We start from the raw sequence: 12693 nt of genomic DNA, 5'->3' as shown, positions 1-12693 counted from the left end.
AAAAACCACCCCTCAGACAGTTTAGGGAGAAGCAGCATGTCCAAAGGGCAGTCCCTTCAAGATCCGTACTTGAACATTTTGCGCAAGGAGCGCATTCCGGTTTCTATTTTCCTGGTCAACGGCATCAAGCTGCAGGGACAAATCGAGTCTTTCGATCAGTTTGTCATCCTGCTGCGTAATACCGTTAGCCAAATGGTCTATAAACACGCTATCTCCACCGTGGTGCCCTCGCGCAACGTGCGCCTGCCGGCCCAAGACCCGGCCGCCCCAGAAGCGGACCTCTAACATCGGTGGTTAGCCTGGAAAGCAAGAGGTATTGATTGTTTTTTGAACGCCCAGATGCCGGTGAAACGGCCGTCCTTGTTCACGTAGATTTCTTCGATGAGCAGGCACGTGAAGACCCGGGTGAGTTCCTGGAGCTCGTGCGCTCTGCGGGTGCAGAGCCTGCGACATTGCTCACGGCCAGCCGACAGCGTCCTGACCCGCGAACCTTTATCGGCTCAGGCAAGTTGGAAGAGCTAAGAGCAATGCTCGCCGCGCACCAGGCCGAACTCGTGATCTTCAACCATGGCCTTGGCCCTTCCCAGGAGCGTAATCTCGAGAAAGAACTCAAGTGTCGCGTACTCGACCGTACCGGTCTCATTCTCGATATCTTCGCTCAGCGGGCCAGAACCCATGAGGGTAAGCTGCAGGTAGAGCTTGCCCAGCTCGAATACATGTCCACGCGCCTTGTACGCGGGTGGACCCACCTTGAACGTCAAAAAGGCGGTATCGGTCTTCGCGGGCCGGGTGAAACCCAGCTGGAAACCGACCGCCGCTTGCTGCGCGGGCGCATCAAGGCGATTCATAAGCGCCTGGATAAAGTGCGTAGCCAACGGGACCAGAACCGTCGGGCCCGCTCCCGTGCCGAGATCCACAGTGTCTCGCTGGTCGGCTATACCAACGCCGGTAAATCAACGCTCTTCAACGTGTTGACCGATGCTAAGGTGTACGCCGCCGATCAGCTTTTCGCAACGCTCGACCCCACGCTTCGCCGCATCGAGGTAAACGATGTCGGGCCGATCGTGATGGCCGATACCGTGGGCTTCATTCGCCACCTGCCGCACAAACTCGTCGAGGCTTTTAGGGCAACGCTTCAGGAAGCCGCCGAGGCATCGCTTCTGATCCACGTAATCGATGCCGCCGACCCGGACCGCGAGCTCAATGTCGAGCAGGTGGACCGAGTGCTCAAGGAGATCGGCGCCGACGATGTCCCGGTGCTCAAGGTGATGAATAAAATCGACCGGCTCGACAGCGCCCCGCGCATCGAGCGTGACGGCCAGGGCCGCCCAGAGGTAGTCTGGCTCTCCGCTCAGCAGGGCCAAGGGCTTGATTTGCTGCACGAAGCACTCTCCGAGCGTCTTGCCAACGACGTTATCGGCTTTTCGCTGACCCTTGCCCCGGAGCAAGGCAAGTTGAGAGCCGGGCTTCACGAGTTGAATGCCGTGCAAGAAGAAGCGTTTGATGAAAACGGCCACTCGGTGTTAGATGTTCGTTTGCCCCGGCGGGATTTCAATCAGTTGATGGCGCAGCTTGGTGAGCGCGCCAACACCTACTTACCGGAGTCGCTACAAGAGGGCGGCGAGTGGTAGTGTATTGAAACCAACGCCACGCAAAACGGCACAAGGATTACACAGCAATAATATTATAAGCACGGCGGCCTCGCTCTTACGCGGGGCCGCGTGCAGGTTAACCCCTTAGTGGAGACGAAGTATGGCCTGGAATGAGCCTGGTGGTGGCAACCAGCATGACCCCTGGAGCAGTGGTGGCCGGCGCGGCAACAATAGCGGCGGCGATCGCGGCAACGGTGATCGTGGTAACAACGGGGGCGGGGGAAACAACGGGGGCAATAACGGTGGCAACAATCAGGGCCCACCGGATCTCGACGAAGCACTCAAGAAGTTTCAAAACAAGCTTAACAACATGTTGGGCGGAAGCGGCAAAAAGAGCGGCGGCAACGGCGGTGGAAGCGGCAGCGGTAAGCCGCGTAACTCCTTTGCGCTGCCCGGCTTGCTGATCGTTTTGGCGCTGGCGATTTGGGCGGCCATGGGGTTTTACCTGGTGGACCAGTCCGAGCGCGGCGTCGTACTGCGCTTTGGCGAGTACCAGGGCATCGTCGACCCGGGCCTTCAATGGAATCCGCCGCTGATCGACGACGTGCGCATGGTCAACGTGACCCGCGTTCGTTCGGTCTCGCAGACCCAGTCGATGCTGACCCGGGATGAAAACATCGTCGAGGTCGAGATATCGGCACAGTACCAGGTCGCCAACCCGCGAGATTTCGTACTCAACGTGCGTAACCCGTCACTTTCGATCGAAAACGCATTGGATTCGTCGCTGCGCCACGTGGTCGGCGGTACCGACATGATCGATATTCTGACCTCGGGCCGTGAGATTCTCGGCAGCTCCGTGGCTAGCCGCCTGCAGACCTACCTCGACGCCTACGGCGCCGGTATTCGCCTGCAGACCATCAACATCGAATCCACCACTGCGCCGGCGCCAGTCATCGACGCGTTTGACGACGTGATTCGTGCCCGCGAGGATCGTCAGCGTACGATCAACGAAGGTATGGCCTACGCCAACGCGATCATTCCGGCAGCCCAGGGTCAGGCTCAACGTATCGTCGAACAGGGCCAGGGGTATCGCGAGTCCGTCGTGGCCGAAGCCCAGGGTCAGGCCAACCGCTTCAGTGCGCTGGTCGGCGAGTACCAAAACTCTCCCGAGATTATGCGTGAGCGTATGTATCTGGATGCAATCGAAGAGGTCTTCGGCAATACGCCCAAGGTCTTGCTGGATGTCAGCGAAAACGCGCCTTTGATGTATCTGCCGCTGGATCAGCTGCGCGGTGGAAGCGGTGCCAATCGCTCCACCGGTGGCTCGAGCAGTAACGACGAGCAGCTCGATCCCTCCGTGGTCGAAACGCTGCGCAATACGCAAGGTGACAACACGTCATCGTCGTCGAACAATGGCGCTATTCGCAGGGAGGGCCGCTAAATGATTAACAACCGATCCCTGCTGATCGTTGGCGGCTTGGCCGCCATCGCCTGGCTTGCCAGCAACACCCTTTACGTGGTTGACGAAACCGAGCGCGCGGTCAAGCTGCGCTTTGGTGAAGTGGTTGAGGAAAACATTCAGCCAGGCCTGCACGCGAAAATGCCGATCGCCCAGACGATTCGCAAGTTCGATACCCGCCTTTTGACGCTGGATACCGATACCAGCCGCTACCTGACCCTCGAGCAGAAAGCGGTGATCGTCGACTCCTACGTCAAGTGGCAGGTGGTCAACCCGACGCGCTACTACGAGGCGACCGCTGGCGACGAGTTGATGGCGATACGCCTGATTCAGCCGCGGGTAGACGAAAGCCTGCGTAACGAGTTCGGTCGTTTGAACCTGCAGGAAATCATCGCCGAGCGGCGTGACGACCTGATGATCGGCCCGACCGAAGAGCTCGATAGCCTCATGCGCGACGAACTCGGCGTGGCGGTGCGCGATATTCGTATCAAGCGCATCGACCTGCCCGATGACGTCTCGGCAGCGGTCTTCCAGCGGATGCGCTCCGAGCGTGAACGCGAAGCCCGCGAGTGGCGCGCCCAAGGGCAGGAAGAGGCCGAGCGGATTCGTGCCAACGCCGACCGCCGCCGTCAGGTACTGCTGGCCCAGGCCAACGAGCGCTCGGAAACGCTGCGCGGTGAAGGCGACGCGGAAGCCGCGGCGATCTTCTCTAACGCCTATGGCCAGGATCAGGAGTTCTTCTCCTTCTGGCGTAGCCTGAACGCCTACCGCACAAGCTTTGCCGATGACGGCAGCATGCTGGTGCTGGAGCCGGACAGCGATTTCTTCCGCTATATGCGCAGCCCCAACCCGGACTCCGGCAGCGGCGGCGGGGAAGACGACGGCGAATAAGCGCCGGATTTCGAGCTTCGCCGTTTGCTAAAGCGGCGGGGTTTCGCCGGCGGTTAAACGTGGTAGACTTAATTGAACCGGGCGTTCGCCCGGTTTTTTTGTGGCCCTCATTTGGCACGGGTGCGTTGTGGGCGAAGGTTGTCAACAACGGCGTCATCGCGGCCTGGGCCTTCATCGTCTTGCAGGATTGTTCACATGACCATCGCTGACCGCTGGCTGCTGCCCGACGGCATGGATGAGGTGCTCCCGCCTCAGGCAAGCCGTATGGAAGAGCTGCGCCGTGCGCTGCTGGATCTCTATTACGTTTGGGGCTACGACCAAGTCATGCCGCCCCCCGTCGAGTTTCTGGACTCGCTTTTAACCGGTACCGGTACCGAGCTCGATCTGCAGACCTTCAAGCTGACCGATCAGCTAACGGGCCGCATGATGGGGGCCTCCGCCGACGTTACCCCTCAGGTGGCGCGCATGGACGCCCACTCGCTCAAACGCCAGGGGCCGGTTCGCCTTTGTTACTGCACCAACGTTTTGCGCGCCAAGGCCGACCAGCACCAGGGCGGGCGTAGCCCGGTTCAGGTCGGCGTCGAGCTCTTCGGACACGCTGGCCTCGAGGCCGACAGCGAAATCATCCGCCTTGCTCTGGCAAGCCTTAGCGCCGCCGGTGCCCAGGAGCTTCACCTGGCGCTCGGCCATATCGGGATCTTTCGTAGCCTGGTCGAAGCGGCCGAGCTCAGCGCCGACCAGGAAGCGGCGGTGTTCGACGCCCTTGCGCTCAAATCGCCCGGCGAGCTCCAGTCCCGGGTGAGCGAGTGCGTTAGCGACCCAGTGCTTGGCGATATGCTATTGGCACTTGGCGAGCTGCACGGCGGCGCGGACATTTTGCGCCAGGCCCGCGAGCGCTTTGCCGGTGCCCCCGCCTCGGTGATCGCCGCGCTCGACCAATTAGAGGCGCTGAACAAAACAGTATTGGCGCAGTTCGATGTCTCGCTCTATTTCGATTTGGCGGAGCTTCGCGGCTATCAGTACCATACCGGTGTCATGTTTGCCGCCTACGTGCCCGGCTACGGCCACGCCCTGGCCAAGGGCGGGCGTTACGACGATACCGGCCGCGCTTTTGGCCGGGCGCGCCCGGCCACCGGCTTCTCCATGGATTTAAAGCAGTTGGCCTCGCTTGCTGCGGCGACCCCCGCCGCGGGTGCTATTTGGGCGCCGGCCCAGGAAAGCGCCACCCTGGATGCGGCCATCGACACGCTACGCCAAAATGGCGAGCGCGTGATTCAAGCGCTGCCCGGCCAGCGTACTGAACCGGCGGAGCACGATTGTGATCGCCGCCTCGAGTTTATCGACGGCCGTTGGCAGACAACGGCCCTGACACAAGAGACGAGTGCATAATGGGTAAGAATGTCGTAGTCCTGGGTACCCAATGGGGTGACGAAGGCAAGGGTAAGATCGTTGACTTGCTCACCGAGTCGGCGGCGGCGGTCGTGCGCTTTCAAGGCGGCCATAACGCGGGCCACACCCTGGTGATCGACGGCGAAAAAACCGTTCTCCACCTGATTCCCTCCGGCGTTTTGCGCCCGGGCAAGACCTGCATCATCGGTAACGGCGTGGTGCTTTCTCCGGAAGCGCTGATCAAGGAGATCCGCGAGCTCGAAGACAAGGGCGTGCCGGTGCGCGAGCGTCTGCGCCTGTCGCCGGCTTGCCCGCTGATTCTGCCCTACCACGTGCGTCTGGACCAGGCGCGGGAAAAAGCCCGCGGTGTCGCCAAGATCGGCACCACCGGCCGTGGCATCGGTCCGGCTTACGAGGACAAGGTCGCGCGTCGGGGCCTGCGTCTGGGCGATATGCTCCATCGCGAGCGTTTCGCCTCCAAGCTTGGCGAAGTGCTCGACTATCATAACTTCGTGCTGGTCAACTACCACGGCGAGCCCGCGGTAGATTTCCAGGAAGTGCTGGATAGCGCCATGCAGATGGCGGAAGAGCTGCGGCCCATGGTCGGCGACACCGTAAGCCAGGTGCACGATCTGCGTAAGGCTAACGAGAACATTCTGTTCGAAGGTGCTCAAGGCTCGCTTCTGGATATCGACCACGGCACCTACCCCTACGTGACCAGTTCCAACACCACCGCCGGCGGCACGGCCACCGGTTCCGGCGTTGGCCCGCTGTACCTGGACTATGTGCTGGGTATCACCAAGGCTTACACCACTCGCGTGGGCTCCGGGCCGTTTCCCACCGAGCTTTTCGATGATCACGGCCGCCACCTGGCGGAGAAAGGTCACGAGTTCGGTGCGACCACCGGCCGGGCGCGCCGCTGTGGCTGGTTCGACGCCGTCGCGCTACGTCACGCGGTGCAAATCAACTCGGTGACCGGCATCTGCCTGACCAAGCTCGATGTGCTCGATGGGCTCGAGAACATTCGCGTCTGCGTGGGCTATCGTAGCAAGGATGGCGAAATGCTCGATAATCCGGTCGACTCGGAAGGCTACGAAGCCGTCGAGCCGGTCTACTTCGATCTGCCGGGCTGGAAAGAGTCGACCCTGGGCGCCAAGAGGGTCGAGGATCTTCCCACCAACGCCCGCGCTTACATCAGCTATCTGGAAGAGCAGGTCGGCACCAGCATCGATATCATCTCGACCGGCCCGGACCGCAACGAGACCATCGTACTTCGTAACCCCTTCGACGAATAAGCCGTTGGGCAATACCAGGCGCTTGGCGCTTAAAACGCCGCCGGGTTACCGGCGGCGTTTTACGTTCAAAAATCGATGCCGCGGCGGGCTTTCAGGCCGTTATTGAAGGCGTGGCGCGTCTCCTGCATTTCAGTGACGGTATCGGCCATCTCGACCAGATCGCGGTGGGCATTGCGCCCGGTAATGATCACTGTCTGCTCCTGTGGGCGATTCTCGAGCGCCGTTTTCACCCGCTCGATCTCCAGATAGCCGAATTTCAGCATGTAGGTGATCTCGTCGAGCACGACCAGATACGTCTCGGGGTCGGCGAGCATGCGCTCGGCGTCTTCCCACACGGCCAGACACGCCTGGGTGTCGCTTTCGCGGTTTTGGGTGTCCCAGGTGAAGCCAGTGGCCATGATGGCGACCTCGAGATTGGTGTCATCTTCGAGCCGGTTGCGCTCGCCGCACTCCCAAAGTCCCTTGATGAACTGCACCACGCCCACCTTGTAGCCGTAGCCCAGCGCGCGGGTCACCGTGCCCCAGGCCGCGGTCGTCTTGCCTTTACCGTTGCCGGTGTTGATTAGAATCAAGCCCCGCTCCTCGTCGGCGTTGGCTACTTTCTCATCCACGCGGCTTTTGAGTTTCTCCATCGACGCCTTGTGGCGCGTCTCGCGATCGCTCATGCTCGTTTCCTTCTTGGGGGGTGGCGTTTAGGGTAATGGAACACGGTAGGGTTGTGTATCGGGGTTGTATGTCGCAACCCGGGCTTGGCTGCTCTAGAATGGCAGGCTATGTCTCGTTAAGGAAAGCGTCATGCCCTCATTTGATATCGTCTCCGAATTCGACCGCCACGAAGCGACCAACGCGGTGGATCAAGCCAATCGGGAAATCACCTCGCGCTTTGACTTCAAAGGCGTCGATGCAAGCTTCACCCTCGAAGGCGAGACCGTCGCCCTCGAGGCGGACGTGGATTTCCAGCTCAATCAAATGCTCGACGTGCTGCGCGCCCGCTTGATCGCCCGCGGCATCGACGCGCGCTGCATGGAGATCAAGGACCCGGTGCTTTCCGGCGTTAAAGCGCGCCAGGACGTCGCGCTGAAGCAGGGCCTCGACGCTGCCCAAACCAAGGATATCGTCAAGCGCATCAAGGCAAGCAAGCTGAAGGTGCAGGCGCAGATCCAGGGGGAGAAAGTGCGCGTGACCGGTAAAAAACGCGACGATTTGCAGGGCGTCATGGCGCTTTTGCGAAGCGAAGAGGGGCCGGATCTTCCTCTGCAGTTCGATAACTTTCGCGACTGATGGATAGCGTTTCGTCGGGGCGCTTTGCGGTGCCCCGACAAGCGCGCCTCGTCTATACTGAGTGTTGATAAACCCGATATTTGATAAGCAAGTGTTTGATAAAAAGGAGCCACGCACAATGTCCGACCCGCAGCCGGTTTATTTAAGCGACTACCAGCCGCCCGATTACAACGTTACCCATACTGAGCTAACGTTTGATCTTGACCCCGCTGCCACCCGTGTCAAAGCCCGCCTTTTTATCGAGCGCAACGAAAATGCCTCAAGCGATGCGCCGCTGGTGCTCGACGGTGAACACCTAAAGCTCATCGCGCTTTCCATCGACGCCAACGCCCTGGCCGAGAGCGACTACGTGCTGACTGATAAGACGCTTTCGATCGCGAACGTGCCGGCGCGTTTTTGTCTGGAAAGCGAGGTCGAAATCGCCCCGCAGAGCAATACCGCCCTGGAAGGGCTTTACCAGTCCAGCGGAATGTACTGCACCCAGTGCGAGGCCGAGGGCTTTCGCCGTATTACCTTCTACCCGGACCGCCCGGACGTCATGGCCACCTTCAAGGTCACCGTCATTGGCGATAAAACCAGCGAGCCGGTGCTGCTCGCCAACGGCAACCCGGTCGACAAGGGCGATATCGACGGGCGCCACTTCGCTACCTGGGAAGACCCGCACCCCAAACCCTGCTACCTGTTCGCGCTGGTGGCGGGGGACCTGCAAAAGGTGACGGATCACTTTACGACCCTAAGTGGGCGTGAGGTCACCCTCGAAATCTGGGTGGAACAGGCGAATCTGGACAAGACCGACCACGCCATGGCCTCGCTCAAGCGGTCGATGGCCTGGGACGAAGCCACCTACGGGCGCGAGTACGATCTGGATCTTTTCATGATCGTGGCGGTGAGCGATTTCAACATGGGCGCCATGGAGAACAAGGGGCTCAATATCTTCAACTCTGCCGCGGTGCTGACCCACCCGGATACCGCGACGGACGGCACCTTCCAAAACGTCGAGGGTATCGTCGCCCATGAGTACTTCCATAACTGGTCGGGTAACCGCGTCACCTGTCGCGACTGGTTTCAGCTCTCGCTGAAAGAGGGCTTCACCGTCTTTCGCGACCAGTGCTTCTCGGCGGACACCAACTCGGCGCCGGTCAAGCGTATCCAGGACGTGTCGTTTTTCCGTACCGCGCAGTTTGCCGAGGACGCCGGGCCCACCGCGCACCCGGTTCGCCCGGATCATTATATCGAGATCACCAACTTCTACACCCTGACCATTTACGAGAAGGGCGCGGAAGTCGTGCGTATGCTTTATAACCTGATCGGCGAGGAGGCCTTCCGCCAGGGGGCGGACCTGTACTTCGAGCGCTACGACGGCCAGGCGGTCACCATCGAGGACTTCGTTGGCTGCATGGCCGAGGTATCCGGGGCAAATCTCGACCAGTTCATGCGCTGGTACGGCCAAGCGGGTACCCCGGAGATCGATGCGTTTGGCGAGTACGACTACGTACACGGCGAGTACCGTCTAACCCTTCGCCAACGTACCCCGGCAACGCCGGGCCAAACCGACAAACAGCCGCTGCACATTCCGGTGTTGATGGGGCTGGTGGGCACCAAATCCGGCCAGGATTTGACCCTGACCCTCGACGGCGAGTCGCTCGGCAAGCAGGGAGTCGTCCACCTGACCGAGGACGAGCAGACGTTTGTTTTCAGTAACGTGGCCGAGGCCCCGGTGCCATCGCTTTTGCGCAACTTCTCGGCCCCGGTCACGCTTCACTACCCGTACTCCCGCGAGGATCTCGCTTTCTTGTTGACCCACGACAGCGACGGCTTCAACCGCTGGGATGCGGGCCAGCGCCTGTCGATGCTGGCGCTGGATGATTTGATCGCCGCGCACCGCAACGGGGTCGAAAAGGTCATGGACAGCCGAGTCATCGAGGCCTTTAGGGCGCTGGTGGCCGGTGAAATGGACGACAAGGCGGTGCTCGCCGAGATGCTGACGCTGCCGACCGAGGCCTATATCGCCGAGCAGCAGCGCATCGTCGATGTCGATGCCATCCACTCGGCCCGCGAGTTCATGCGCCAGTCGCTGGCGGTGGCGCTGCGCGATGAGTTCATCGCCACTTATGAAGCGAACGTGCTCGATGAGCCCTACGCGCCAAGCCCTGATCAAATCGCCACGCGCAGCCTCAAAAACGTCGCGCTTGCGTATTTGATGTCGATCGAAGATGAGAAGGGCATCGCGCTTTGCCAGGCGCAGTTCGAGGCGGGCCTCAACATGACCGATGTGCGCCAGGCACTGACGCTTTTGGTACACAGCGACCGCAACGATTTGGCGGCGCCGACACTCAAGGCCTTTGGTGAAAAGTGGGCCCATGACGCGCTGGTCATGGATCAATGGTTCACGGTGCAGGTCACGCGCCCGCAGCCCGATGTGCTCGAGCGGGTGCGGTATTTGATGGACCACCCGGCGTTTTCGATGAAAAATCCCAACAAGGTGCGCGCGCTGATCGGCGCGTTTACCCAAAACCGGGTTAACTTCCACCGTCTGGATGGTCAGGGCTATAGGCTTCTGGCCGATGCGGTGATCGAGCTCAACCGCTTGAACCCGGAAATCGCCTCACGACTGGTCACGCCGCTGACGCGCTGGCAACGTTTCGACGAAACCCGCCAAGCGCTGATGCGTGATGAGCTAACAAGAATCAGCAAAGAGCCGCTCTCTTCCAACGTTTTCGAGGTCGTCGAAAAAGCGTTGGCGTGAGGGGTGTGGAGCAACCATGCAAAGGAAAACGCCGGTGACAGATTCGGATAAGCGTTACTTACTGATTATTAACGGTAAATCTGCTGGAGATCCGGTGTTGCGCGAGGCGGTTATGGCCGAGCGCGAAGCAGGGAAGCAGATCGAAGTCCGCGCCACTTGGGAAGCAGGGGATGCTGCCACATTCGCCTTTGAAGCTGCCGGCAACGGTATTACCCACGTGATTGCCTGTGGCGGCGACGGCACGGTCAACGAAGTGGTCAACGGGCTGATGCGCGCAGCCCACGACCAGCGTCCGGCGTTGGGTATCGTGCCCATGGGTAGTGCCAACGATTTCGCGGTCTCCGTGGGGCTTCCGTTGGAGCCCCAGCCCGCATTGGAGGCGGCGCTTGGCTACAGCGCTTACCCGATCGACGTGGTGCGCATGAGTGCCGAGACCGAAGGCGAGGAGTCGATCAGCTACTACGTCAACATGACCACCGGCGGTTTCGGTGCCGAGATTACTTCGACCACGCCCAAGATGCTCAAGCGCATGCTGGGGGGCGGCGCATACTCGCTGATGGGGGCCTTGAAGGCGTGGCGGCATCAAAGCTACAAAGGAACGCTGCATTGGCAGGAGCAAGAGCGCAGCGAAGCGCTATTGCTGCTGGCGCTGGGTAATGGGCGCCAGTCCGGCGGCGGTCAGGTGCTCGCCCCGCGGGCCAAGCTCGACGATGGCCGTCTCGACGTACTGCTGGTCAAAGACTTCTCCTCGGTGTGGGAGCTACCCACCTTGATTGGCGAGCTGCAGAACTTTCCCGCCGAGGGCCGTTTCGTGCGCTACTTTACCGCGACCCGGTTCATGGTGACCACTCGGGGGGAGGACGAGCCCTGGCCTTTGACTCTGGACGGGGAGGCGCGCCGACACGAGCGCTTTACCGCCGAGGTCGTGCCGCTTGCGCTGAGTGTACTGCTACCGGAAGGTTGTGCGCTGTTGTCCGCCAACGACCCGCACTGATTTATACTGCCGTCATCAATGAATAACGCCATGGTCAACGTAGTGCCATGGCGAATGGCCACCAAAGGAGAGTAACCCGATGGGAAATCGTTTATGGATACCGCTATTGGCAAGTCTGGCGCTTTTATTGAGCGCCTGCGGCGAGTCTCAGGAAGAGCCCACTGTCGAGCCGGATGACTCCGCAAGCTCGGTGTCCGAGGATGAGGCGGTACAAAACGAAGAGGCCCCCCAGGCGGCGGAAAATGCCGCCAATATGCCGGACCCGGAAGAGATGGAGGATGAGGTCGAGTCGCGCCAGGCCGCTGAAGAACTCGAGCGGGCCGAGGCCCTGGACGCCCAGGACGCCGAGTCGACAGCCACGGTGGGTGAAGAGGTCCAGGCTGGCGAAGAGACACTGGCCGCCGACCCGGATGAAGCCCTCGATGAAGAGAGCGCCATGCCCGGCGAGACGACGCGCTCCGACGTCGACGATGTCATTGCCGAAACCGAGCGCCGTTTTGAAGAGGCCCAGCGCCAGCTCGAGCAACAGTTCCAGGAAGTGGAGAACCAAACCCCTGAGCTCGAACCCATGGAGAGCGAAAGCTTCTCCGAGGAGTGGGAAGTCGAGAGCAGCATCCCGGAGCGGGAGCGTCTCGAAGACGACCTGGAAGCGACGGATGTCGATGCCCTGATCGAAGATACCGAGCGGCGTTTCGAAGAGGCGCAGCAGCGCTTGAACGAGCAGTTCGAAGAGATCGAGCGCGAGCGTAGCGCCAGTGTCACTGAAAGTGATTTTACCCGGCGCGACGAGCAGGGCACCAGCGGTGAAGATGCCAACGCTCGGCAAACCGACGGCGAGCAGCCGACGGATAGCGATAGCGGCGAGGCGTCAGAAAACGCGTCCACCACCGATTCAAACCGCGATGAGGCGAGCGGCGACGATGAACGCGCCCCTGGCGATGTCGAGGCCGGCGATGAGCAAGAAGGTAGCGAGCAGATCGAAGACGAGCGCGATCTGGATAGCCTCAACGCGGCACAGTAACGTTTGGACAATAAAAAGCCCGCAA

Annotated in this window: 11 protein-coding genes; 10 read left to right on the top strand and 1 reads right to left on the bottom strand. The window is 60.8% G+C overall.

The annotated features are described in order from the left end of the window. Positions 1-36: 36 nt before the first annotated feature. From hfq to ACWFVE_RS09760, 6 genes are all read left to right on the top strand, one after another. Positions 37-285: an RNA chaperone Hfq gene (hfq, locus tag ACWFVE_RS09785; protein ID WP_263584347.1), complete on the top strand. Its 249-nt coding sequence runs from the start codon at positions 37-39 to the stop codon at positions 283-285. Positions 286-320: 35 nt separating this feature from the next. Beyond that, positions 321-1631: a ribosome rescue GTPase HflX gene (gene hflX / locus ACWFVE_RS09780; protein ID WP_447529083.1), complete on the top strand. Its 1311-nt coding sequence runs from the start codon at positions 321-323 to the stop codon at positions 1629-1631. 121 nt (positions 1632-1752) lie between these two features. Next, entirely contained in the window at positions 1753-3033 is a 1281-nt protein-coding gene (hflK, locus tag ACWFVE_RS09775) for an FtsH protease activity modulator HflK (RefSeq protein ID WP_447529082.1), read from the top strand. Then, the gene (gene hflC, locus ACWFVE_RS09770) at positions 3034-3942 is read left to right on the top strand and encodes a protease modulator HflC (RefSeq protein ID WP_447529081.1); all 909 of its coding nucleotides are present in this window, start codon (positions 3034-3036) and stop codon (positions 3940-3942) included. Between the two features lie 195 nt (positions 3943-4137). Continuing rightward, the gene (locus ACWFVE_RS09765; RefSeq protein WP_447529080.1) at positions 4138-5331 is read left to right on the top strand and encodes an ATP phosphoribosyltransferase regulatory subunit; all 1194 of its coding nucleotides are present in this window, start codon (positions 4138-4140) and stop codon (positions 5329-5331) included. Continuing rightward, on the top strand, positions 5331-6626 hold the full coding sequence (locus tag ACWFVE_RS09760; RefSeq protein WP_447529079.1) for an adenylosuccinate synthase: 1296 nt from the start codon (positions 5331-5333) through the stop codon (positions 6624-6626). The genes ACWFVE_RS09765 and ACWFVE_RS09760 overlap by 1 nt, the downstream gene beginning before the upstream one ends. A 65-nt stretch (positions 6627-6691) precedes the next feature. On the opposite strand, the gene cobO is transcribed toward ACWFVE_RS09760, so the two are convergent. Next, entirely contained in the window at positions 6692-7291 is a 600-nt protein-coding gene (cobO, locus tag ACWFVE_RS09755; protein WP_447529078.1) for a cob(I)yrinic acid a,c-diamide adenosyltransferase, read from the bottom strand. A 130-nt stretch (positions 7292-7421) separates the two neighbouring features. Here cobO and ACWFVE_RS09750 point away from each other — a divergent pair, with 130 nt between their 5' ends. The 4 genes from ACWFVE_RS09750 to ACWFVE_RS09735 all read left to right on the top strand — a co-directional run bounded on the left by ACWFVE_RS09750 (position 7422) and on the right by ACWFVE_RS09735 (position 12668). Then, the gene (locus ACWFVE_RS09750; RefSeq protein ID WP_447529077.1) at positions 7422-7907 is read left to right on the top strand and encodes a YajQ family cyclic di-GMP-binding protein; all 486 of its coding nucleotides are present in this window, start codon (positions 7422-7424) and stop codon (positions 7905-7907) included. 118 nt (positions 7908-8025) lie between these two features. After that, positions 8026-10653, top strand: a complete 2628-nt coding sequence (gene pepN, locus ACWFVE_RS09745; protein ID WP_447529076.1) for an aminopeptidase N — start codon at positions 8026-8028, stop codon at positions 10651-10653. A 34-nt stretch (positions 10654-10687) separates the two neighbouring features. Next, entirely contained in the window at positions 10688-11647 is a 960-nt protein-coding gene (yegS, locus tag ACWFVE_RS09740; protein ID WP_447529075.1) for a lipid kinase YegS, read from the top strand. Positions 11648-11726: 79 nt separating this feature from the next. Next, positions 11727-12668, top strand: a complete 942-nt coding sequence (locus ACWFVE_RS09735; RefSeq protein ID WP_447529074.1) for a hypothetical protein — start codon at positions 11727-11729, stop codon at positions 12666-12668. Positions 12669-12693 lie beyond the last annotated feature (25 nt).

The organism is Vreelandella mediterranea (genome assembly GCF_970647075.1).
The sequence above is the reverse complement of the archived record's forward strand: the minus strand, read 5'-3'. Positions and strand labels throughout refer to the sequence as shown.